Below are 25,210 nucleotides of genomic sequence, written 5' to 3' on the forward strand. Positions count from 1 at the left end.
ACCTAAAAAATCAGCTGCCGTCAAGGGTAAATGACAAATAAATTATTGTACCCATCTAGCTCGCCCGTTAACATTGGTCTACCAGTACTAAATAAACAAAAACCGTTCCGAAAGGTCACTAGTGATAACCTCTCAAAACAGCTTTTATTTCAATTCAGGTGCATCAGTCTGATACAAATTCATGGTCGACTTACCACCATTTTTTGCTTCAACACTTGTTGGATGTGTTTCTTGTGCTTTCTTTAGGTTATCAATGCCCTTGGTATATTGATAAGTGAAGTCCTTACGATTAACCTTCTTAAATCCTTTAGGTGTATAGAATCGGAGTAAATCACCGTAGATAACCCGATCTGACAACGATAGTTCCGTTGTCACATGATTTTGAATGGCCGCAATTGCCTTTTTTTGCTTAGCATTAGGTGTTATCGCCCTTCCTGTCTTAGTCAAATAAACGGTACTGCCGACCTTAGTGTACTCAGGGGTGACGAAATCACCATTTCGAAAGGCAACGCGCTGGTCATGCTGCTTAGATAATAAATCTGTTCCAAACTGGATCGTATTATTATCCTTGTCTCCCAATAAGTGAAGCAGGGTTGGTAGGACATCTATTTCCCCACCGTAACTATGATCAACCTTTCCCTTCAAACCAGTTGCATGCATCATAAACGGTACTTTCTGGAATTGAGCTAAATCATAATTATTAATAGTTTTCTTATGGAGAAGTTGTGCAATCGCTGGCCGGTGATTATTGGAAATCCCGTAATGATCTCCGTAAACAACAATCACACTATTTTTCATAAGACCAGTCTTTTTAAGGTAATTCAAAAACTCTGCAAACGCCTGATCCAGGTAATGGGCCGTTTGAACATATGGATCAACTGTCTTATCGCCTGTCTTCGTAGCTGGAAAATCAGTATTCTTTTTGTCAAGCTCATAAGGATAGTGGTTCGTCAACGTAATGAGCTTTGCATAAAACGGTTGTGGGAGCTGCTGAATATAATTAGCAGCATCCTTAAAGAATATCTTATCCTTTAACCCATAACCAACACTATAAGATGGCTTAATTTTATAATATTCGGAACTAAAGAAATACTGGTATCCCCAAGACTTATATGTACTGTCCCGGTTCCAAAAGCTTGGTACATCCCCATGAAATGCAGCAGTCGTATACCCTTGTTGATCCAAAATAGCTGGGGCCGCTTGGTAGGTGTTTTGGGCACCATACGTAACCATTGCCGATCCTTGAGGGAGACCATAAAGTGAGTTTTCTAACATCATTTCTGCGTCCGAAGTCTTTCCCTGGGCGACTTGATGATAAAAGTTATCAAAGCTAACCGTATTCTTGTTATGGAAGAACTTGTTAATATGCGGCGTTACCTCTTTACCATCCACCTTATAGTCAATTAAAAATTGCTGGAAACTTTCCAAGTGAATAATAAAAACGTTTTTGCCCTTTTCCTTACCGAAATATTCTGGATTTGGCTTCGCCCGAGTGTGCTTTAAATACTTTAAAATACTATCCATATCACTTGCTTTAGCATGTGATCGGGTAGCCGATTCTTTTTGCGTTTGATAAGCGTTAAACGCTGCGTATTCATTCAAACCCAAATATTTAACGATGTAGTTATTATCAAACGTCCGGGTTAATAATCCAGAACGGTTAGCATTTGCCAAGCCGTATTCACCCACCATCAACAGACAAGAAATGAGTGAAATTAATAAGGCATACCGCTTCTTAAATGGCTGAGCATCGGTTTTGATAACATGAAAAACTAACAGGCCAACCAACACTAAAATATCCAGGAAAATAAAGAAGTCACTGAAATGAATGATTTCAGCAAGGCTCTTTCCCAGATTGTTTTGAACATTCCCACTACCTTTGATAATCCCTAGTGAAAGAAAATCAGAGAATTCCCGGTAATAGACAATATTTGCAAATATCCAAACCGTTTCAAGAAAATCAATGATCATCATCAACCAGTAGGACAGCCGGCCGCTAAAATACAACGCAATTCCAAATGTCAACAATGCCGCCGGAATGGGATTAACTGCTAGTAAAAATTCTTGCATCCCACCCTTGGCACCAAGTGAAAATTTCGTTAGATAGGCAATATAAGTTTTAACGCAAAAAAGCAACACGATCAGGAAAAAGAAGCCCAATCGCGTATTTAAAATATTCGAAAACCGGTATTTTTTATCAGATATCATCCTTGTTCCTCCAAAAATATCTGATAAGCAGCCATTCAAGCTGGTTTATCAGAATCATCAACTTTATCTGGTTTGATTAATAAAGCAAAGGCCCCAGCAGCCATTCCGAAGTAGTAAGTTAATAGTCGCCACAAGATCATGGCTAATACCAATTTACTGTTGTTTGAGATAAAACTATGGAACAAAGACTCAAAACTAAACTCTGCCCCGCCCGATCCACCTGGAATCGGAAACAACGAAATAATCATCACAATCATAATATGCAAACTGGTTACCATGAAAATATTGGCGTTATCGTACCCAAGCGAAAGCATAATAAAGTATGGAATCAGATAGTAAAATAGAAGCTGGAAAAAGGTCAGCCCAACAATCTTTAACAGTAATTTAGGCTGCCGCCCAATCCGAATGCTTTCTTCATACAAGTTATCAATTTTTTCATATAAAGTCACTTGCATGGCGTCAAATTTTTCGTCCTTCACAAACCACTTTACAGGGCGGAAAAGCAACTTTGTCACCTTTTTCGTAAATCCAGGCCAATACATAATCATTAATAACCCAACGATCACAAAAAAATGAATTAAGAAGCCAAACAAAACAAACAGGGCTAAAAAGTGAAGCTTGCTAGCAACAAAGTGAAAACCAATGACCAGACTAATGAAAAAGTTAATCACAATCATCGCCTGGTAGACAACAAATTTCATTAACAACACGGAACTCGCCCGACCACCATCGATTCCAGTCTGCAGCATCACAATCAATTGCCCTGGCTGCCCACCTGAAGAAAACGGGGTAATCCCATTGAACAGCTGCTCAACCAAGGGAACCCTCAGCGCGTCTTTGAAAGTAAAATTGGCTACTCGGTTGGACACCAAGACTTTTGTAATGACGCCTTCAAGCAATAAATACGCACAAATACACAGAAACGCAACTACCAGCCACCATGGGTTAAGCGTAAAGAAATCATGAATGAGCACACTAAGCTTAATATCTCGCATCGAGTACGCCAAAATGGCTGCCCCAATGATCACCATAATGAATAGGGTGATTTTATTTTTTCGTGACATTGTTAACCTTCCCTAGCCTGTTGGGTATAAAACTCATACCAAACTTTGGCTAAATGAGATTCAGAATATCGTTGGCTTGCTTGTCTGGTCACTTGCTTTAACTCATCAAGCTTAGCCTGGTCGTGAATTAACCCCAATAATTGATCGTTCATTTCGTTAACGTCTTTTGCGGGTAAATAATAACCGTCGATGATCGACTTGTATAAATCTAAATCTCGTAACATCACTGGTGTGTTGGTTGCAAACGCCTCTAGCACAGACATTGGAAATAATTCATTATACGATGGCAGTAAGAATAAATCAGCAAGGTTATAATAGTCAACCATCTTCTGACGATCAATGATTCCCGGAAACGAAAGGTTACTTGGCGGATCCTTGACAACCTTCTCTAATTCCGAATATCCTTCCGTAATCTTGCCAAATGAAAAGCCACCAGTCCAAATAAACTGAATGGTCGGATTACGCTTAGCAAGGTCAATAAAGTCCAAAACACCCTTTCTAGTCTGAATCTGACCACTTCCTAGGATAGTAAACCGATCCTGACTATAGCCATGAGTCACCCGTAATTCGGCTTTGTGTTGCTTATCGGTAGGATAAAATTCAGTGGGACTAACAAAATTGGGAATGTACGTGATCTTGTCAGCAGGAATGCCATATTTTTCAAGTTTAGGAATAAAGGAAGGGTTAACCACAACGATATGGTCCATCCGCTTGTAAAAGGCAATCACGTACTTATAAAAGATTGCTTTAAACGGCTGAGGAATCTTCAAGCTGCCTTCCAGTGTTTCCGGAATAAAATGCACGTAACCAATTTTTCGCCCCCGTTTTTTGGAAAACGTTGACAAATAAAAGCTGGGGTTAATCGTATGATAATGACTAATATCAGCCCGTCCATAGTTATTAACAGTGATTTTAAATTCCTTGGTGAAATGTTGCTTGAGCATTGCCATTAGTTCGTCGTACGCACTCCCAACGCCTTGTCCCTTAACTTTATCGGCGGTTGAAAACATATTGATCTTAAGCATAAAAACTCCTTTGGAAAAGTACTTACTCTATGTTAATTGTCGGGCCCTTTTGTAATTCCTGTTCAACCGTAACGTTTCGGTAGAAGTCAACCACCCGGTTACCAAATGTCTCGGCAGAAATTGCCTTAAGTTTTTGGTGAAGGATTCGCTGCGCTTTAGCATTGTGATTGTCAACTGAACTGGTCAAATATCTGGTAACAGCTTGAATGTAGCCTTCAGGATCATGATAAGTCTTACCAAGTGTTTCATTACTCAGTAAATTATCAGTGTAATCACTAGTCGAAACAACCACTGGCAACCCAGCCGCCATTGCCTCAATGTAGGTTAGTCCTTGAGATTCAGATTCTGACGCCGAAACAAACACATTGGCGGCCTGATAGAATGCATTTACGTGGTCATTGCTAATTTCACCAGGAAAGATAACGTGTTCATCCAATCCTAATTGATGAACCTGTGCCATCAAATCCTCTTTAGCGGGACCATCGCCAACAACCATCAGCATTGCATTAGGAACCTGCTCCAAAATAGCAGGCACCCAATCAATCACCTGGGAGAGATTCTTTTCATAAGCTAGTCGACTAATTGATAACATCAATGGCGTGTCCCTTGAGATGTGATATTGCGCTCGAACGTCTGTCGTCAACTTCTGTGAATACATCCCAATATCAATCCCGGTTGGAATGATCCTCATTTGACTCTTAACACCATAATCAGTCAACTTATCAAGAACCCGGTCACTCGGAGCAATCACGCCAGACAGATGGTAGCAAAATGCTAACGTCCCCTCTTTAACGTGAACGGGTTTCAACAATTTACCATTGGCAACATAGTGAAGATAATCTTCATACATCGTGTGGTAAGTATGAACGCAGGGAATGTTCAGGTTCTTCGCAACAAACTTTCCAATGACGCCCATCGAAAATTCGGTTTGGGTATGAACAATATCAAGATTGAGTTCCTTAGCAATTTCATAAGCTTGGAATAATCCACGGACAGCAATCCGCCGATCCGTAAATGAAATGAATGGAATACTCGAAAACCGAAAGATGTTTCTTTCATATGTATCCTTTTCCACATGGGGATCAGTTGTCGTAAAAATATATACCTGGTTTCCTTGACGTTCCAGCTCATTCTTAAGTGTTCGAATTGAAGTTGCAACCCCGCTAACCTGCGGAAAGTATGTATCCGTAAAAATGCCAATATTCACGACTGACACCCCTTTCTATCATAATATCTAACACCGTGGTGGAATAGCGGTATCGTTAATGGCCTACCATCGTTACACAAGATAATGAATCCTTATCAAGTAACGGCAATCCACCCGCCCCACAATCGTTATAATTATATTTGTTTAGTTCTAGTATTGCAAACCATCGACAATAAAAGAACAAGCTGCCAATCAACTATTGATAGCGATTAACAACTTGTTTTTAAGTTATTTATAAGTCTGCGCTTCATTATGAACAGCTTGTTGGACGAATGCTTCAACCTGGTTAGTTGTCCCAGCCATTGTAACGACCTTGTTTGCCAAGGTCACCATTTTGCGGTGATTCAAGCGCTTAATCAAGCATCGTACCTTATTTATCGAGCGTGGGTTGGCTGAAAAAGCATCCAGGCCCATGCCAACCAAAATCGGAATGGCCATTTTATCAGCTGCCATCTCCCCACACACTGACACTGGAATATGATTATCGTGACAAGCACCAATGACGGTTTTGATCAGCCGAAAGACAGCGGGATTGTTCGGCTGGTAAAGGTCAGCTACTTGTTGGTTGCCACGGTCGGCGGCCATGACGTATTGGGTTAAATCATTCGTTCCAATGCTCATGAAGTCAACCTCACTCGCAAATTGATCTGCCAACACTGCTACCGCCGGTGTCTCAACCATGATCCCAACTCGAACATCACCAACAGAAATATGCTGGTGGGTCAACTTTGCACGCTCGTTGGCCATCATTTGTTTGGCCCGCTTAAGTTCGTCAAGCGTCGTAACTAATGGAAACATCACGGACAACTTTCCGTAAACAGCGGCTCGCAATAGCGCTCTTAGCTGAACCCGAAAGCTATCTGGCTGACTGAAGGCTAGCCGAATCGCTCGGTTCCCCAAAAACGGGTTGGCCTCAGTGGCGGCTCTTAAATAGGGCAGCGTTTTATCGCCACCAACATCCGCCGTTCTAATTGTTACTGGTCGACCAGCCATCTGAGCCAAAACGACCTTATAAGCACGAAATTGCTCATTTTCTGTGGGCAGCCGCTTTGAACTTAAAAATAAAAATTCCGTTCGAAATAATCCAACACCGTCAGCACCCGCTTTAAGGGCTCCGTCAACATCGCTTGGCAGTCCGATATTAGCAACAATCATTGGCAACCGTTTCTTGTCAGCTCGAACATTTTCTTGCTTGGAAGCCATTAACTGATGGTTCCGGCGTTGATCTTCCTTGATTAATTCAGTGTACGTTGCCCTTTGAGCATCGGTTGGATTAACAATCACTTCGCCCGTTAAACCATTCACAATGACAATGTCACCATCGTGAATACTTGATAACGCGCCTTGAAGACCAACAACGGTCGGAATCGCCAACCCGCGAGACATTATAACGGCATGTGATGTCTGACCACCCATGTCTGAGACAATTCCCCTTACCAAGGATGGTGAAAATTGAACCGTCTGGCTGGGTGTCAGTTCGTGGGTAACCACAATCACCGGATAATCTGCCTGAAAAGAACTCGCCAGTGGTCTTCCAAGCAAATGCCCCAGAACCCGTCTAGCGACATCATTAACGTCAACCAGCCGATAACGCGTTTGGTGGTCAGGCGTGGTTGCTTGCAAGTGTTTCCTATAATCATCAACCACCGTCTGGAGGGCAAACGCTGCATCGACCCCATTTTGTTTGATCATTAATTCAATTTTTTCTAAAAACACCGGATCGGCTAAAATTGCAATATGTGCTTGAAAGACCTCAGCAACAGGATGGCTGAGGTCTTTCAATGCTTTTCGTTTAATTATCAACAGTTCATCTTTTGAAACGTCAATTGCAGCATGCAACCGCTTGATCTCAGCAGTAGGATCTTCAATTGACCGTTTCTTAACTGAAAGATTAAGACCCGTTAACCGAAATGCAGGCGCAATGGCAATTCCGTTACTAGCGGCGATTCCCATAAAGGTTTTCATTGATTAATCAGTTAATCCTTCTGACTTCATTGTTTCGGTAATGGCAGCAATTGCCTGCTTTTCATCCTCACCGTCAGCAGTGATTGTTACTGAGGCACTTTGACCAACCCCTAAAGACATCACGCCCATGATTGATTTTAAGTTAACGGATTTTTCTTGGTATTCAAGGGTAATATCTGAATTGAATTTGCTTGCGGTCTGTACTAATAAAGTAGCTGGGCGCGCATGAATCCCGGTTTCTGCTATGATGTTATATTCACGTTTTTCCATTATAAATCATTCTCCTCTGATCAGTTTTATAAACTTCGAAAAATAATTTCAAAATTTAAAATTATTCCTTACTCATCTTAGAATAGCAATATATCAGCCAAAATACAAGCTTAACCTCAACCGCTTACACCATTTATTCGGTTTTTTTGTCAGCTTCATCATGTTCAAAAACATATGTAACCATCCCACCTTGATTGGCGGTTCCAATAACCCGTTTTCGCCGGTCAAAGTTCATATATGCCGTTTGAAAGTCCATAAAATTTGCTGGCTGGACCTCAATCTTATCAATTGCACCAGATTCAAGTTGTTTGAGTTGTTCAGCATAGTCTACTTTGTCTGCCATTAGTCATTCATCTCCTTTGTCATTGGGGATCAGTCCAATTACTTGATTACATCATATGTTGTTGTATAATAATTTCAAAGGTCAAAGTTGGTCAGTAGCTTCATCCTTCGTTGTCCTTTTATTTTCTATATTAAAGGAGGAAAGCAATTAATGCTATGCCAAAATTGCCATCAAAATCCAGCAACCATTCACCTTTATACCAATGTGAATGGCCAAAAGCAAACAATTAATCTTTGTCAAAATTGCTATCAACTCCTATCCAACAAACAACGTAACACAGGAGGTGCTCAAGATATGGCTCAAGATCCATTTGGCTTTGGTGGCTTAGACGACATTTTCCGCGCAATGCAAAACGGAAATGTCGATCCATCAAATCCACAACAAACGCCACCTACCCAGCCAATGGGCCCAAATAATGGCGGTGGCCCAAGAAACCCACGGCAAGGTAATTCGCTTCTTGGTCAGTACGGAATCAATTTAACCCAGCTCGCAAAAGAAGGAAAAGTTGACCCCGTTATCGGCCGGGATAACGAAATCCAACGAGTGGTTGAAATCTTAAACCGACGTACCAAGAACAACCCAGTCTTAATCGGTGAAGCCGGGGTTGGTAAAACAGCCGTTGTCGAAGGATTAGCCCAGGAGATTGTTTCTGGTAACGTTCCTTCCAAGCTGCAAAACAAACAAATTATTCGCCTTGACGTGGTATCGCTTGTTCAAGGAACCGGGATTCGTGGTCAATTTGAACAACGAATGCAGCAATTAATCAAGGAAGTCCAAGACAATCCAGACATCATCCTGTTCATTGATGAAATTCATGAAATTGTTGGTGCCGGAAATGCCGAGGGTGGCATGGATGCTGGCAATGTTTTAAAGCCAGCTCTTGCCCGCGGTGAGTTCCAGTTGATTGGTGCCACAACGCTAAAAGAATATCGGGATATTGAAAAAGATTCCGCCCTTGCCCGTCGTCTCCAACCTGTAACGGTTGAAGAACCATCACCGGAAGAATCGATCAAGATTTTGAAGGGTATTCAAAAACGTTATGAAGATTATCACCACGTCAAATATACCGATGATGCGATTGAGGCTGCGGTTAAATTATCTGACCGTTATATCCAAGATCGGTTCTTGCCTGACAAAGCAATCGACTTACTCGATGAAGCCGGATCACGCAAGAATTTAACAATTAATGCGGTTGATCCTCATACCGTTAACGAAAAAATTCAAAGTGCCGAAGAGCAGAAGCAAGCTGCATTAAAGAGTGAGGATTACGAAAAGGCTGCTTATTATCGTGATCAAGTAAGCAAACTTGAGAAGTCTAAGCAAAACGGCAGCCTGGATGCTTCAGACACGCCGAAGGTAACAGCTGAAGACATGGAAAAGATTGTCGAAGAAAAGACTGAAATTCCTGTCGGCGAACTTCAGGCTAAAGAGCAACAACAACTTCGTAACTTAGCCCCTAACCTTGAAAAACACGTTATCGGTCAAAATGAAGCTGTTGAAAAAGTTGCGCGGGCAATTAGGAGAAACCGGGTTGGCTTTAACGGAACTGGCCGGCCAATTGGGTCATTCCTATTTGTTGGCCCTACCGGAGTTGGTAAGACTGAGTTAGCTAAGCAATTAGCTTATGAACTATTTGGTTCTAAGGATTCCATGATCCGGTTTGACATGTCTGAGTACATGGAGCCGCATTCAGTGGCTAAATTGATCGGTTCACCTCCTGGCTATGTTGGGTATGAAGAAGCTGGTCAGTTGACTGAACAGGTTCGTCGTCACCCTTATAGTTTAATTTTGCTTGATGAAGTTGAAAAAGCTCATCCAGATGTCCTTCACATGTTCCTGCAAATCCTCGACGATGGTCGTTTGACCGACAGTCAGGGCCGAACAGTTTCATTTAAGGATACTATCATTATCATGACGAGTAATGCTGGTCAGGGCGATTCTGAAGCCAACGTTGGTTTTGGGGCTGCAGCTACCGGTAAGACCCACTCAATAATTGATAAGTTAACCAACTACTTCAAGCCGGAGTTATTGAACCGTTTCGATGACGTTGTTGAATTTAGCCCACTCTCAAAGGATAATCTGCAAAAGATTGTTTCTTTGATGGTCGACGATGTCAACAGCATGCTTGCCCAACAAGGATTGTTTATCAACGTAACTGATAAAGCGAAAGCTAAATTAGTCGAGTTAGGTTTCAATCCTGCAATGGGTGCACGACCACTTCGTCGGGTTATCCAAGAGCAAGTTGAAGACAGGGTTGCGGACTACTACCTTGATCATGAAGGTGCCGCTAGCCTAATTGCCGATGTTAATAGCAAAGGCAATATTGTCATTAAGACTGGCAGCCAAGCAAAAGCTGCTGCTAAGCCAAACGATTCGAAAAAGACTGACAAGTAAATTGATTTTCCGAAGTAAAGAGGTTGAAGGCAAATTGTCTTCAACCTCTTTTTGCCTGCAGTGGATTATGTCCCCGATTTAACCAGATCACTCATATTACTGTAAAAGTGTAACTTATTGATAGTCTCTCCCATGATTATGATATAATTTTTTTAGAACCTTTTTAGGAGATACGAAATGACGCTTATTGATTGGCTCAGACAAAAATTAAATTCTTTTTCGCCCACCCATCCAACGAGAAGACGAAATCGGCTAATCCATCGGAATGATTATCATAAACGTAAACGGGTAACGGAAGAAACCAGCAACGTTAACGAATCCAATGAAACTAGTCGCCCGCAGCAACCCGAACAGTCCGCTCACGGTGAAGCAACAGCCGCTCCTACCCAAGAAACCCCAGTTAAAAGTAGCTCCACGACTGAAACTAGGCCGCAGTCCCAAATTACCATCTTCTATTTAGATGAAAACAACAATGAAATTAAGCCGGCAGATATTTTAACTGGGTTTAGTGGTGATCGACTTCACTTTCAATTTCCAAACTTTGATGACTATTTCATAACTGCGATTGATGATTTTACCAGTCATTTTGAAGATGACAACCAAGAAATCACCGTTCATTATGAACTGATGCAGGGGCACCCGGTTTTGATTTATTCGATTGATACTGACACGGGCAGTATTTTGCAATCAGTAAAAATCCTCCGTGACCAGTTAGGCAAGCGGTATGCAGTTCAAGCAACCTCAATTCCTGACTATCGGTTAATCAGCAGCACGGGCAACACCCTCGGGCATTTCAACCAAGAAATACAGCAAGTGATCTTTTCCTACCGCAATGCTAACTGGAAAACCGTCCAACCCGTAACATACTATGTCAAATTATTAAATCATCATGACGTCTATAATGAGCCAGCTGGCCGTTCCCTGCGCACGGGATTACCCGAGAATTTAATCATTAAAATCTTCGCGCAAGTCGTTACTGGGGATGATAATAGTTGGTTAAACATTGGTGGCTTTGAATGGATCAAAAACGAGCACCTTCAGCCTAGCGATCCACCAGCTCATATCGTAGCCGGCCCGATTACAAAAACTTCTCGAAATCCGGTCAGGTTATTTGGTACGATTAACTTTATTCCTAACCAGCCAATCACTACCTATGACAGCCCCTATGGTAATAAAGTTGGCGAGTTGATGCACGGCAGCCGGGTTTCCATTGTGGCAACGATTGTTGATGATCAGGATTTAATTTGGTACGAATTAGCAAACCACACTGTCGTTCCGAGAACTTATATTGACGTGGACAAATAAAAATGGCATTTCCAGACCGTTTGGTCGCGAAATGCCATTTTTGTTATGAACTAATTCTTTAATTAAAGGTTCTTGTCGTATTCAAACGTTAATTTTGAAAGATTCAAGCCCTTCTCAATTAATTGATGATTAAACTGTTCAGTGGCCAGCCTCATCATCTTTACAACCTGATGATTTTGCTCTGTCAGATAAGCCGTTAATTCATCGCCTGACAATCCGGTCGCTTCATCAATAGTATCTTGAACATGCCGACGAAGCTTTTCCTTAGCATCAGTCAAAAAGTCAACATCATCCTGAGCAAATGCTGAATAGTGGCTCTCGACTAACATAGACAATTTGCGATACATCCAGTACGCACTCTGATCATCGAAATGAAGTGGCGTATTCGCATAACTTTCATCTGTATCATTCGCATTGCCGAAGAATGGCACGTATGGTGAAAATGCCGGGACACCGAAACATAGCCACATAATTGCTGAACAATCATTGGTCACGTCATTGCGAATCTGCAGCACGTGCGAATTCTGGGTTCGGTTCATTGAAATTGGCCTAAATAATGTCTTAGTTTCTTCATTACCCGGTGCCAATGGATCATATTGAGTCTCATTAAAGTGCGAACCCAATACAAATTCAATATCTTCAACGGTAATTTTTTTATCAGTGTGACAAATAAACGGTAGGTCAGAGGAAGTTGGCTCCTGTTTAATTTCCGGATTGAAATAACGTTGACCATACCAAACCCGTGGCGTGTTGTAATGACGATCCTTTTCGTTATCCGTTCCAAAAATCCGCCGGAAGTCAAACCCGCTCTTGTGATTATTCAAATGATATTTTTCGACAAAAGCCTGGATACCATCCGAATACATAAAGTTTTCATTGTCATCAAAATCAACTTGTTGAATTGCCACTTGGTTAGCAGTAACCGCGTAAGCATCGTCTGGAATTCGCTGAGCAACCCAGTGATGGCCGGTAACAATTTCCATATACCAAACTTCATTCTGATCACTAAAGATAACACCGTTGCCTTCAGGTGAACCGTATTTTTCAATCAAATTTCCCAGATACTTAACACCATCTCTGGCAGAATCAATGTAAGGTAAGACCATCGATTGCAATGAATCTTCGGCAAGCCCATTTTTAACCAGTGGATCGTATGCCAATGCGCGTTCATTACCATAAACACTTTCGGTCGCACTCATCGCAACGTTTTTCTCGTTAAAACCACTTTCAGCGTAGACACCTTCCTTAGCAACGTCTGCATTAGGTGTTAGCGAGTAACGATAGCCATTTTTAGGTAGTGGCGCAGTAAAGCCATTTTGGTTGGATATCCATGTCTCGCTTCGATTTGAAACGGCGGGTTCAACATAAAATCGTTGGGGAGTGAGCGGCAGAAAAGTGTCGTCATTTCTAGCAATCATGGTTGAGCCGTCAATCGAGGCCTTCTTGCCAACTAAAATTGTGGTGCAAGCTGATAACTGTTTTGAAACCATACATTGATCTCTTCTTTCAAAAAATTATAGTTTAGCCGTTAACTGAACATCAGGATACTTATCTTTGAACCATCTGAGGGCAAATTCATTCTCAAACAGGAACAAGGGGTTGCCGGCACGATCCTTAACCAATAAGTTTCGAGATGACGACATCTTCTCATCTAACTGGTCAGGGTCAATCCAACGGGCAATCTTGTGTCCCAATGATTCCATATTAACTTCAGAGTTATATTCATTCTGCATCCTAAATTGGAACACTTCAAACTGCAACTGACCAACTGCACCCAAGATGTAATCATTGGTCGTATAAGAAGTATACAATTGAATGGCACCTTCTTGCACCAGTTGGTCAATTCCTTTGTGAAATGATTTTTGCTTCATCACATTTTTAGCGGAAACCCGAACAAATAGTTCTGGGGTAAATTGGGGTAGCTTTTCAAATTCAACCGGCGCTTTGCCGGTATAAATGGTATCCCCAATTTGGAAATTACCAGTATCATAGAGACCGATAATATCGCCAGCAACGGCAGTCTTAACGTTCTCCCTGGTATTCGCCATGAACTCAGTCACGTTTGACAGCCGCAATTTTTTCTTAGTCCGAAATAAATTAACGTCCATCCCCTTCTCGAATTCACCAGAACATACTCGCACAAAAGCAATTCGATCACGATGGTTCGGGTTCATATTGGCTTGGATTTTGAATACAAAGCCTGAAAAACGATCTGCATCTGGTTCAACCACGTTGCCTTCTTCAGTCTTGTGGGCGCTTGGAGCTGGGGCGTATTTGAGATAAGCGTCAAAGAACGTCTTTACCCCGAAATTAACCAGCGCAGAGCCAAAGAACACCGGCGTTAAATCTCCAGTGGCAATTTTCGCCTCATCAAACGGATTACCGGCCATATCCAGCAAGTCAATACTGTCTTTAGTTGCTTGAAACTGGTCGTTTTCTGCCAAGTCAGGCGCATCAATAGGATTATTATCGTCATCTAGCTTAACGATTGTACTATCCTGGTCATGCTCATGGCTGTATAACTCAACCTGATGATTATAACGGTCAAAGATCCCGTCGAGTGTTTTGCCCATGCCAATTGGCCAATTCATGGGATAAGCCTGAACACCCAAAACGCTTTCGAGCTCATCGATCAAATCCATGGGGTCCCGGCCGTCTCGATCCAACTTATTCATAAACGTAAAAATTGGAATGCCCCGCATCTTACAAATTTGAAATAGCTTCTTAGTTTGGGGCTCAATTCCCTTAGCGGAATCAATCACCATGACAGCGGAATCCACCGCCATTAGGGTCCGATATGTATCTTCGGAAAAGTCCTCATGGCCCGGGGTATCCAAAATATTAATTCGCTTGCCACCATAATCAAACTGCATGACGGAACTTGTAACAGAAATGCCCCGCTTTTGCTCAATTTCCATCCAATCGGATTTAGCAAAGTTCCCGGTCTTGCGGCCTTTAACCGTCCCAGCTGTTCGAACAACCCCACCAAACAATAGCAATTGTTCGGTGATGGTTGTTTTACCGGCATCAGGGTGAGAAATAATGGCAAAGGTTCGGCGAGTGCTGTCTTCCTTCTTTAATTGTTGGGTATTCATGTTAACTTCCTTTCAAACGCGTCAATAACTAGTTAATTTTAACACGTTTTCAGCTTTCGTCCTAGATACCGGGATAATTTCCCTTCTAAAAAACCTGTCCCGAAGTTTTTTCGACTTCGACCACAGGTTTTTATTAACAATATTAATTTTATTAAGTTATGGTCCAAAAGATTAGTCGGTTTCGGCTTCGAACGTAATAAGGGTTTGAGCACAATTACTATAACTAAGTTTCTTTAGCTATAGTGATTAGGACAGCTGCACAAAGCCGGAATCTGCGCGTAAGCACCTCTAACAAAAATCCCACAACCGGGGATTTCCATTAGAGGAGACTTACACTCCGACTTCTAACCGCCTGGATCCGCTCACTTATTTTAGGACAGCTGCACAAAGCAGAGTCCTGCACATAAGCACCACCAGTAAAAATCCCAAGCCCAGGGATTTCCACTGGTGGAGACTTATGCTCCGGACTCTAAACGCTTTGCTCCGCTCACTTACTTTACACACCACTCTCTATCTGATGCATCACGTAATTGACCACCTTCAACGAACTCAACCCATCATTAATTGCACAGAAGCGGTTATAGAAATCCATGAACTTCTGGTTAGCACTCATATCCGGATGAGCCAATGCGTGATTGATTTCAGCTAGCAGCTCGTGTGAATTGCTGGCAATCTTTCCCGGTAGTTCTTTTTCATAGTTCAGATAAAAGCCCCGGAGTTCTTCCTTATACAAATGATAATCATAAGGATAGAACAAAATTGGCCGTTTTAGGTAAGCATAGTCGAAAAATACCGATGAATAATCCGTGATTAATAAGTCCGAAACTAAATACAAATCACTGATATTCGGATAATTAGAAAAGTCATACACAAAATCTGAGTAATTCGAAATATCCAACGCATTCGAAATGAGATAATGCATCCGTAGTAGTAAGACCGTATCTTTTCCAAACGACTTCCGAAAGTCATCTAGGTCAAACGGCAATTCGAATGTATACTTCCCCTTTTCAGCAAACTGATTATCCCGATAAGTTGGTGCATACATAACCACTTTTTTATCCAACGGAATTCCCAATTGTTCCTTAATTGCCGCAATTTCGTCAGGATTCGTATTGATCAATTCATCATTTCTAGGATAACCAACCTTTAGAATTTGATTATTAAACCCAAAGGCCGACCTAAAAATTTGGGTGGAATAATCATTAGGAGACACTAAAGCGTCCCAACGATTAGCTTCCCTAACAAAGTTCTTGTGGTATTTAGCAGTCGTTGTCCCAGGCATTGACACATTTTCAATATCCAAGCCCAGTTTTTTGAGGGGCGTCCCATGCCAAGTTTGAATATAAGTAACATAATTGGGCTTCTTGACCCATGTTGGGAATCGAGCATTACTAATCCAGAATTGCGATTTTTCTAAAATTCGAACCCACTTATTTGTTCGTCGAATGACGTAAGCAATCCCATTTTGCTTACAGAATGATTTTTGTGAGCGGTCAATTGACCAAATCATGTTAATCCCAGGATAGAGCGTCTTGAAAACTTTATAAATCGCATACGGGCTGTCGCTTACTTGACGGCCGCCAAAGCTCTCAAAAATAATCGTTGTGTTTTCATATGGTGAATGGCCTGATTTAAACAGAAACCGCATTCGGGCTAAATTTAATTTATCCTGAATCATTCTAACAACGTCAATAACACTGTGTGCTTTACCACCGGCTGCACCAATCTTTTGCAGTAAGGATGCGCCTAAGAACTCCTTAACGAGGATGCCATTATCAAAACGTTTTTCAAGCGTAATCACCCGGTTACCAGGAAGTTGGGCAATTGTGGACTGACCACTTAGCGACTTAGAGATAATGAGCCGCTGGGTAATCTCCTTACCCGCCAGTTCATACTTAATGTATAACTCCCCAACGGAATTTTGGGGAATATCGGTGAGTGGAATCGAAACGGTAAACATCCCTTGAAACATCCGCTTGGAAACTGGATATTCAAGCTTGCCATTATTTGTTTTATTCCTTAAAATAATCCGCTGATTCTTGATCCGAATGCCATTAATTTTGTTATAGCCAGTCAATGCCAAATCGGTATCCGTTAAGTTGACTGAATTAATCATGAAGTCTTCATCAGATTGGCGCGTTCGAATGTTAAATAACGCCATTCCCTGCGCATCACTGTTAAATTGATAATAACTGGTAAGTTCAAGCTGATGGCGGTCACTTAAGTATTCACTTTCGACTTGAATCACGCTGGTGTGATCAACGCCATTATTCACCATGAAAATCTGCCATTCAAATTCAGTTTGATCAGCCATATCAAAATGAAAGTCCTGCGCATCGATGTTAACTCGGACAATATTATGAGTTAATACTTTGGTGATCGGCTTCATCATTGAGGCCAGACTATTTTTTTCAACAAAAAGCATATAGGCCTGTTCAATCGAACCGGTCACATCCAATAATTCAAATTCTAAAACTTGAAGTCCCTTTTTTTGATGAACTCCGGATAATATCGCTCGCAATTTTATTTCCCCTTAATAATTAAAGATTCGTTTACCCGGCAAATATTTTGCAGCTTCAACCAGGTGATCAATATCAACGTATGTCTGGGCATTTTCAAGATCCATATTAAGCAAAACCTGATGATAAAATGCGTTGATGTCATCGTAACGCCGGTAATTTGTATACGAAGTCGCCTTGGTGATTGTTGAAACACCCTTGGCTTCATAATCTTTTAACGCCTGATCATCTTTTTGCCCAGAAACTTCTGTTAATTCTGCTGGCAGCGGTACAACGGATGAATCGGTGATATTGTATGTCGTTTTTTGGGATTGCAAATAATTGGTAAAACGAAAAACCAACTGACCACTAGCGTTCAACAATAGGCTTTCGTCCAGAAAATCATTCGCATATTTCTCAATTCCAAACAGATGATCATTTGAATCATAATTATTAATTTGAATAATACGGCTATTTTTATCAAACAAAATAGTATGTAATCTCGTGGATGCTTCACTAAATAAGCTTTCAGCAACAATATTGCCATCTTCGTCAACAAATCTTGTCACTAATAACTTACCAGAATGCGAGTCATAGCTTTTAAGGCTGGAAAAATCTGGTGCTAAATAATCAGTAGCCTTCAACGCAATCCCTTCCTGATCGGCATAAATGTCGGCTAGGCTAATCACTCGAATGTTTTGCCTACTGCCCAGATTAACTGCTTGAAATTCCCTTTGGGCCCGCCAAATATCGTCAAAGTTAGTCATTGCTAATAACACGACAATCTGATAGTTGCTATTAATGAGTGATATTAACCGAGTCCGAAAAGTAGGTTTTCTAATTCCTTGAACTGACCTGACTAAGAAAATTGCTCGTTGCATGTTATCCTCCTAAAAAATAAGTGAGCGGAACAAAGCGCTTAGAAACTGGAATATAAGTCTCCGCCAACAGAAATTCCTGGTTTTGGGGAATTTTTGTTGGCGGTGCTTATGTGGAGGTTTCTGCTTTGTGCAGCTGTCCTAATCACCATCATAATAAAATGGGGCTGGTACAAAACCCACTCGTTTTGTTAACAGCCTCGTCATAAGTCATTTAAATTAAGCTTGCCAGTCTTTAGTATCCGTAAGACCTAAATCTTCTTTGATCTTAGTGGTTGAAATTCCTTCAGTACGTGGCAAATAAACAACTTCACAGTAATCCTTTAAGAAGTCGAACTTACCCTTCCAGTCATCACCCATCACAAAAATATCAATATCGCGATCCTGAACGTCGTGAATTTTTTGATCCCAATTAGTCTCTGGAATCACTTCATCGACGTATTTAATGGCTTCCAAGATGTATTTGCGATCTTCGTATGACGTGTATGCTTTCTTTCCCTTCTCAGCATTAAATTCATCTGATGACAAACAAACGGTGAGGTGGTCGCCAAGCGCCTTAGCTCGCTTTAACAAACGGACATGGCCCTTGTGAAGCAAATCAAACGTCCCATACGTAATTACTTTTTTCATAAAATCTCCTACTTAATCATTACTCTAATATTAGTTAAACGAAAAATAAACACATCTTAAATAGTAGCATAAACCTCGTCAACGTCAATGTTTATTAAATATTATTAATTGTTTGGCTAACTACTCTAACTGATAAATATTGTATAGGTGGACAACAACTACCTTAACGACAGCGTATAACGGAATCGCTAGGATCATCCCCATTAACCCTGCAATATTGCCAGCAGCCAGTAAAATAATAATAATCGTCAACGGATGAATTTCCAAGGATTTCCCAATAACGTTTGGATAAACTAAATTTCCATCAATCTGCTGAACAATTAGAACAACGATAATGTTATACACAACGCCCCAGAAACCGCCGTGGGAAAATGAAACGATGAGCGCTGGAGCAATCCCAATATAAGGGCCAAGGTATGGGATGATATTGCAGATCCCAGCAACGACCCCTAGTAACAACGCGTACGGTGTCCCGATAATGAGGTACCCAATTGCCGTAAACGTTCCAACAAATAAACATTCAATCATCTGTCCGGAAATATATTTTGAAATTGTATGACTCATTTCGGAAAGCAATTCCATTGTTTGATCCTGATGCTTTTCAGGCAATACCTTTTTAAGGGTTGGTGCAAGCCGATAGCCATCTTTCAACATGTAAAAGAGCACCACTGGCACGGTTACGGCAATAATAACAACATTTGCCGCAGCGGAAATAATGCCACCAATACCATTCGTGAGTCCAGAGAAAATCGTGTTCATATACCCGCTAATGTTCTTAGAAAACTTATCGGTAACTTGCGTAAAATCAATCTGTTTCAAATACGTTTGCGAGTTCATTTGCTTAAATACTTTCTCAAGCAATTTTTGACCATCGTTAACGGCTCCCGGAATTTGGTTAGCCAACGTAACTAACTGATCGACAATCTTGGGAATAAAGACCGTTGCAATCAGAACAATGATCCCTATTAATAGTAAAAAAACTAACGTGGTTGCCCATGTTCTAGACACGCGGTGTCGCTTTCCAAATTTGATCTTAGTGATCAAGTTAACAATTGGATTTAGCATATAAAATAAAATACCCGCTAGTAGCAATGGAATAAAAATAGTTGAAAAAAAGACACCAATTGGTGAAAAGAAAAAGCTTATTTTGGTGCACACCCAAATAATTGCCACGACAATTAAAATCTCGGCTGACCAAAACATTAATGAGGAATTTTTAAGTCGTTCAAGCAAAGTATCGACTCCTAACTCTGTATTTTCTGTTGAAACTATTGTAACACAGTGTGGGTAAGCGAACCCAAATGCTTAAAAAGTGACCGATTGGTATGATCTTTATTCACTTAAGCTTGATAACAAAGAGGTCGGAACATGAGCCATTTTCCGTTTGTAATGGTAGCTTCAATCACCACTGTTATATTTAAAAAGCTGCAACAAGCGGCATATTCATGCCATTTGACAAAAAAATACAATCATCCCAACGTGAATGATTGTATTTTCCGTTAAATTCTGGGATCTAAACACTTACTCCCAGTCTCTACTAGGTGATCTTCATTTATATTGGCGAGATAACTCTAAATAGCGTTCATACCAAATTGCAACAAATTCTTTTGAAAACGGCCCCTTCTCATTGTTAATCCAATCAACAAGTATTCTGACGTTTCGCTTCAAAATATGGTCAATTTCTGGTCCATAATTCCAGCGTTTGCTGAATGCTAAATATTCGTCCGCGTCTAAAAGCTTCCGCCGACCATCAGGAAACACCTTCACGTCCAAATCATAATCGATATATTTTAACGCTTCTTTGTCTAATACATATGGAGAAGCCAAGTTACAATAGTATGCAATGCCATCATCGCGGATCATCGCAACCACGTTGAACCAGTAATGCTTATGAAAATAAACTAACGCCGGCTCCCTGGTCACCCAATGCCGGCCATCATCTTCAGTAACCAGCGTATGATTATTGCAGCCGATGAGTGACTCGTCACTGGTCTTTAATACCATTGTATCTCGCCAAATACGATGCAAACTGCCATCATGCTTATAGCTTTGAATCGCAATGAAGTCCCCTTCTTTTGGTAGTCTCTGCATTCGCGGCATTTGTGCTACCCACTTTCTGATTAAGCTATCTGCATCGATTGTTGCCAATCCAAGTATGATTATATCAGAAAAGCGGTCAGAGTGCGAAACCAGGCGGTTAGAAGCTGGAGTATAAGTCTCCTTTAACAGAAATCCCTGGTTTTGGGATTCCTGTTAAAGGTGCTTATGCGCAAGCTTCTGCCTGGTGTAGCACGTTTCTGCAATGTTTGAAAGATCAACACAGCTTAAATTCCAGTTGGCGCATCCACCTCACAACCTACCCCTCTGAAAGCCGCTCCAAAGCACTCGTAATATCATCCATCAAGAATCCCTTCCGAAAGAGTGCCTGCTTGGTCTTTTGTTGCTGTTCATAATGATCTAGTTTGGCGTATTTTCGCCAATACTTTTCAGCAACTTTGTCAATTAGTTCTTGATCCTGCTCAACCATCCCATCGGTATCAATTTGATCCATTACCTGGTCGAGATCGCTATATGGGAATCCTCGCCGCATCAGAAGATTTTTTGTTTTATTGATTGCCATCTTAGCTGAGTCATTATGGTGGGACTTAAGTTGTTTTTGGGCAACCCCAACGCCAATTCGAATGACCTCGTCTGCCGGAAAGTAACGATCCAAAGCTGCTTCAATATCGTCACTATTGACGTGCTTATCCTTCAAGTGTTGACGAATCCAATCCGGCCCATTTTTCTCTTCTCTGACAACCGTTCTAACATAGCTTTCAGCATATTTACCGTCATCAACTAATCGCTGATCAGCAAGTTGGGCAATCACTTGATCAATCGCATCAGGATCGTCAGAAATTTCTGCCAGTTTGGTCCGAACTTCATATACCGTTCGTAAATTATGAGCTAAGTAATTAAGCGCACGGCTATGTAATTTCGATAAATCGTCCGCCTGCTCAATTTGCTTAATAAGATCCTTATCAACTTCCATCCCCTTAAAGATCCGAAACTTAATGAAGACCTCCTCGCTGATTGGGAACGCATACTTACCATCAACGTAGACGTTAAACCGGCCCTTGCGTTTTTGAGCTTCTATCTTAGTGATCTTTTCTACCATAATGACCTCCTCGTCTAGGAAAGTTTTGTAACCAGGATCTGCATGGCGCATTGAGACTGGCTTTTGATTGGAAGATTACGGGCGATCTGGCGAAGCGATCGTTCGCACCATCAATACTCCCCCGAATTCAAGGATTAAACTTTTGCGACAGAATTGAAATGTGTGACATCAAGCAGAGAGTTGCGCCTAAGCCTTCTTCCCCAAAAATCTAAGCCGGGACTTCTGGTGCTGAAAATTGATGCTTCACTCTCTAACCGCTTTATCCTGCCTACTTTATATGTTTGCATCAGTTTGCTATACTGAAGTTAAATTAAATCAAGGGATGACATACTATGACTACTGCTCACGTGGTTTACGCAACCATAACCGGGAACAACGAAGATATTGCTGACATCGTAACCGAATACTTTGAAAACAATGGTGTGGACGTTAAAGAGACCGAAATTTCTCAAACTGATCCATCCGTTTTTGAGGACGTCGATATTTGTGTCGTTTGCCCATACACCTACGATGAAGGCGCCCTTCCAGAAGAAGGGATGGACTTCTTCGACGACCTTTCTGATCTGGACTTAAAAGGAAAGGTATATGGCGTTGCTGGCTCTGGCGATACCTTTTACGAAGAATATTACAACACTTCAGTTGATAAGTTTGACGAAGCGTTTAAAAAGACTGGCGCTACTAAGGGTTCTGAAGACGTTAAAATCAACCTAGAACCTGATGAAGACGATATTACCAAGCTGGACGCCTTTGCAAAGGAATTAATCACCAAAGCCCAAAATCAGGACTAAATTGAATTATTAATTAATTGGCTTGAGTAAATGTAAAAGTTTGCTCAGCTTTTTTTTCGGCGTTTTTTACCACGCCGGCCGATTTTGCGGGCCTGCTTCATCATTTGGTCAATCGCATCCGGCTGTTCTTGAATATCACCCAAAAAGAGCTGTTGGATAGTGGCGTTTAAAACCCCACCAAACAACAAGATGACCCCCGAAAAGTCTAACCAGAACATGAGGACAATAAATGTTCCGATGGTCTTATACGTATCAATTCGACGGGCAAAAAATCTCAGATAATAGGTAAATCCCTGTGCCAATAACATCAATCCAATTGTCGCCACCAGCGCGCCAACCCAGACATACCGAAACTTAACTTTAGCGGTTGGGACAAAATAAAACAACAGGCTCAGCAAAAACCAGGCAACCACAATTGTCACAGGCCACTTAACCGTGGCGATCAAGTTCACGATCCAACCGGGGGTGTTAATAATCGGGCTTAGCCAATTGAAAATCATCTGACTAAAAGCAAATAATAGCATGATCACCATGACGGCTAAAATTAAAACCAGCATCCAAACGAATGAAATAATCCGGTTGGCAACTGCCGTTTGGTTTTCAGCAACGTCATACGTTTTGTTGATGCTTCGCTGGAAGGCAGCGATCGCACGGCTAGCAGACCAAATCGTCACAATTAGCCCAACTGACAGTTGACTAGCACCGCCACTTTGCAACGTGGACTCAATTACCGGCTCCAGCAAACTGTAAACCCGCTCAGGAAAAATTGGTTGTAAATAAGTTGAAATCTCCTGGGTGTGAATATGAAATAAGTTTAATAAACTACCAATCACAAAAAAGATTGGGAAGATTGACAGTAATGAATAAAAGGCTAAAACGGCTGCAGAATCTGAGACGTTTCCAGACGAATACCTACCCACGAGGACCTGAATGAATTTTTTGACTTTCTCATACATCGATTTCATATTACGCTCACTTTTTTAATTAGATAATTCGGCTTTGATGGCGTTCAAAATTCTCACCGAGGCCTTACCATCACCGTATGGATTCTTAGCCTCCGCCATCTTTTTATATTCCACAGGGTCGTCTAACAAGGCAGTCATTTCTTTTTTGACAACTGCTGGATCCGTACCAACTAATCGTAGCGTGCCGGCGTCAATGCCTTCTGGCCGTTCAGTTGTATCTCTTAGAACCAGTACCGGCTTTCCCAATGACGGAGCTTCTTCTTGGACCCCGCCAGAATCAGTCATGATAAAGTAACTGCGGGCAGCCATATTATGAAAGTCTAAAACGTCCAATGGCTCAATCAAGTGGACTGCCTTATCACCATCAAATACTTGATGCGCAGCCTTTTGAACGGTTGGGCTTAAATGAACCGGATAAACCACCTCAACGTCTGGGTGATCCTGCAAAAGAGACTTAATTGCCCGAAAAGTTCGTAACATCGGCTCGCCCTGATTTTCCCGTCGATGCATCGTTAATAGAATCATCTTGGACTTGGCATTAAGTTCTTCTAAGACCGAGTGCTGATAATCGGGAGTCACTGTCTGTTTCAAGGCATCAATCGCCGTATTACCAGTTACAAAGATTTGACTATCCGGATGATTCTCTTTAAGTAAATTATGCCGGCTTAATTCGGTTGGCGCAAAATATAAATCTGAAAGAACATCGGTTAACTGGCGGTTCATTTCTTCTGGATAAGGCGATAATTTATTCCAAGTCCGCAAACCTGCCTCAACGTGGCCGACCTTAATCTGATGATAAAAGGCACTAATGCTGGCCGCAAACGTGGTTGTCGTATCGCCATGAACTAGGACAATATCAGGCTTGACCTCGGTAATAATTGAATCCAGCGCGGTAATGACCCGCGTTGTAATGTCGCTCAAACTCTGGTTCTTTTTCATAATATTTAAATCATAATCCGGCGTAATATGAAATACGGTTAATACTTGGTCAAGCATTTCACGATGTTGAGCTGAAACAACGGTAATGGGTTCGAATTCATCTCGATGCTGCTGCATGAGTAAAATAATCGGCGCCATTTTAATTGCTTCGGGACGTGTCCCAAAAATTGTCATTACTTTAATTGGTTTCATTTTCAGTCTCCTATATTATGAGTGAGCGGAGTCAGGCGCTTAGAAACCGAAGGGTAAGTCTCCTTCGAGGGGAATTCCCGGTTCTGGAATTTTTCTCGAAGGTGCTTACACGCAGGTTTCTGCCTGACGCAGCTGTCCTATTATGAGTGAGCGGAGCAGAGCGGTTAGAAGCCGGAGCCTAAGCTTTCTTGCCCGGAAATCCCGGTTTTGGATTTTTGGGTAAGAAGGCTTGGGTGCAGGCTTCTGCTTTGCGCAGCTGTCCTATTATGAGTGAGCGGAGCAAAGCG

The 25,210-nt window shown here is 41.5% G+C and carries 20 protein-coding genes; 3 read left to right on the forward strand and 17 right to left on the reverse strand.

From position 1 onward, the window contains the following. Positions 1-144: 144 nt before the first annotated feature. The 7 genes from FC98_RS10485 to FC98_RS10515 all read right to left on the reverse strand — a co-directional run bounded on the left by FC98_RS10485 (position 145) and on the right by FC98_RS10515 (position 8,082). Positions 145-2,208, reverse strand: coding sequence for an LTA synthase family protein (locus FC98_RS10485; RefSeq protein ID WP_008856939.1), 2,064 nt, complete (start codon positions 2,206-2,208; stop codon positions 145-147). Positions 2,209-2,243: 35 nt separating this feature from the next. After that, positions 2,244-3,272, reverse strand: coding sequence for a lysylphosphatidylglycerol synthase transmembrane domain-containing protein (locus FC98_RS10490; protein ID WP_008856940.1), 1,029 nt, complete (start codon positions 3,270-3,272; stop codon positions 2,244-2,246). 2 nt (positions 3,273-3,274) lie between these two features. Further along, on the reverse strand, positions 3,275-4,297 hold the full coding sequence (locus FC98_RS10495) for a glycosyltransferase family 4 protein (protein WP_008856941.1): 1,023 nt from the start codon (positions 4,295-4,297) through the stop codon (positions 3,275-3,277). A gap of 22 nt (positions 4,298-4,319) precedes the next feature. After that, complete coding sequence (locus FC98_RS10500) at positions 4,320-5,504, reverse strand: glycosyltransferase family 4 protein (RefSeq protein ID WP_008856942.1); 1,185 nt, start codon at positions 5,502-5,504, stop codon at positions 4,320-4,322. Between the two features lie 228 nt (positions 5,505-5,732). Further along, complete coding sequence (ptsP, locus tag FC98_RS10505; RefSeq protein WP_056949541.1) at positions 5,733-7,469, reverse strand: phosphoenolpyruvate--protein phosphotransferase; 1,737 nt, start codon at positions 7,467-7,469, stop codon at positions 5,733-5,735. Between the two features lie 3 nt (positions 7,470-7,472). Beyond that, positions 7,473-7,739, reverse strand: a complete 267-nt coding sequence (locus FC98_RS10510; RefSeq protein WP_008856944.1) for a phosphocarrier protein HPr — start codon at positions 7,737-7,739, stop codon at positions 7,473-7,475. Positions 7,740-7,872: 133 nt separating this feature from the next. After that, positions 7,873-8,082, reverse strand: a complete 210-nt coding sequence (locus FC98_RS10515) for a hypothetical protein (RefSeq protein WP_008856945.1) — start codon at positions 8,080-8,082, stop codon at positions 7,873-7,875. Between the two features lie 150 nt (positions 8,083-8,232). Between FC98_RS10515 and FC98_RS10520 the strand changes: the two genes are divergently transcribed. Both FC98_RS10520 and FC98_RS10525 read left to right on the forward strand, forming a co-directional pair. Beyond that, positions 8,233-10,476: an ATP-dependent Clp protease ATP-binding subunit gene (locus FC98_RS10520; protein WP_008856946.1), complete on the forward strand. Its 2,244-nt coding sequence runs from the start codon at positions 8,233-8,235 to the stop codon at positions 10,474-10,476. A gap of 177 nt (positions 10,477-10,653) precedes the next feature. Next, the gene (locus tag FC98_RS10525) at positions 10,654-11,781 is read left to right on the forward strand and encodes a MucBP domain-containing protein (RefSeq protein ID WP_008856947.1); all 1,128 of its coding nucleotides are present in this window, start codon (positions 10,654-10,656) and stop codon (positions 11,779-11,781) included. A 62-nt stretch (positions 11,782-11,843) separates the two neighbouring features. On the opposite strand, the gene FC98_RS10530 is transcribed toward FC98_RS10525, so the two are convergent. The 8 genes from FC98_RS10530 to recX form a co-directional block, all read right to left on the reverse strand. Then, positions 11,844-13,271, reverse strand: a complete 1,428-nt coding sequence (locus FC98_RS10530; RefSeq protein ID WP_054655551.1) for a C69 family dipeptidase — start codon at positions 13,269-13,271, stop codon at positions 11,844-11,846. A gap of 24 nt (positions 13,272-13,295) precedes the next feature. After that, positions 13,296-14,876 carry a peptide chain release factor 3 gene (locus tag FC98_RS10535; RefSeq protein ID WP_008856950.1) on the reverse strand — a complete coding sequence of 527 codons (1,581 nt, stop codon included), beginning with the start codon at positions 14,874-14,876 and terminating at the stop codon, positions 13,296-13,298. A gap of 496 nt (positions 14,877-15,372) precedes the next feature. Beyond that, positions 15,373-17,397, reverse strand: a complete 2,025-nt coding sequence (locus FC98_RS10540) for a CDP-glycerol glycerophosphotransferase family protein (RefSeq protein ID WP_056949542.1) — start codon at positions 17,395-17,397, stop codon at positions 15,373-15,375. A gap of 12 nt (positions 17,398-17,409) precedes the next feature. Then, on the reverse strand, positions 17,410-18,255 hold the full coding sequence (locus tag FC98_RS10545) for a hypothetical protein (RefSeq protein ID WP_056949543.1): 846 nt from the start codon (positions 18,253-18,255) through the stop codon (positions 17,410-17,412). A gap of 216 nt (positions 18,256-18,471) precedes the next feature. Further along, positions 18,472-18,882 carry a glycerol-3-phosphate cytidylyltransferase gene (gene tagD / locus FC98_RS10550; protein ID WP_008856956.1) on the reverse strand — a complete coding sequence of 137 codons (411 nt, stop codon included), beginning with the start codon at positions 18,880-18,882 and terminating at the stop codon, positions 18,472-18,474. A gap of 120 nt (positions 18,883-19,002) precedes the next feature. After that, positions 19,003-20,115 (reverse strand): AI-2E family transporter, encoded by a 1,113-nt coding sequence (locus FC98_RS10555; RefSeq protein WP_420805291.1) that lies wholly within the window; start codon positions 20,113-20,115, stop codon positions 19,003-19,005. Between the two features lie 315 nt (positions 20,116-20,430). Further along, entirely contained in the window at positions 20,431-20,982 is a 552-nt protein-coding gene (ntdP, locus tag FC98_RS10560; RefSeq protein ID WP_040471550.1) for a nucleoside tri-diphosphate phosphatase, read from the reverse strand. Between the two features lie 256 nt (positions 20,983-21,238). Beyond that, a complete protein-coding gene (recX, locus tag FC98_RS10565; RefSeq protein WP_054655556.1) occupies positions 21,239-22,039 on the reverse strand; it encodes a recombination regulator RecX in 801 nt (266 codons plus the stop codon). A gap of 332 nt (positions 22,040-22,371) precedes the next feature. Here recX and FC98_RS10570 point away from each other — a divergent pair, with 332 nt between their 5' ends. Further along, positions 22,372-22,827 (forward strand): flavodoxin, encoded by a 456-nt coding sequence (locus FC98_RS10570; protein ID WP_008856963.1) that lies wholly within the window; start codon positions 22,372-22,374, stop codon positions 22,825-22,827. 44 nt (positions 22,828-22,871) lie between these two features. Here the strand turns inward: FC98_RS10570 and FC98_RS10575 are convergent, their stop codons facing one another. Together FC98_RS10575 and wecB are read right to left on the reverse strand one after the other, a co-directional pair. After that, entirely contained in the window at positions 22,872-23,792 is a 921-nt protein-coding gene (locus tag FC98_RS10575) for a YihY/virulence factor BrkB family protein (RefSeq protein WP_008856964.1), read from the reverse strand. 15 nt (positions 23,793-23,807) lie between these two features. Further along, positions 23,808-24,923 (reverse strand): non-hydrolyzing UDP-N-acetylglucosamine 2-epimerase, encoded by a 1,116-nt coding sequence (gene wecB, locus FC98_RS10580; protein ID WP_054655561.1) that lies wholly within the window; start codon positions 24,921-24,923, stop codon positions 23,808-23,810. Between the last annotated feature and the right edge of the window lie 287 nt (positions 24,924-25,210).

The organism is Lentilactobacillus kisonensis DSM 19906 = JCM 15041 (assembly GCF_001434135.1).
GTDB lineage: Bacteria > Bacillota > Bacilli > Lactobacillales > Lactobacillaceae > Lentilactobacillus > Lentilactobacillus kisonensis.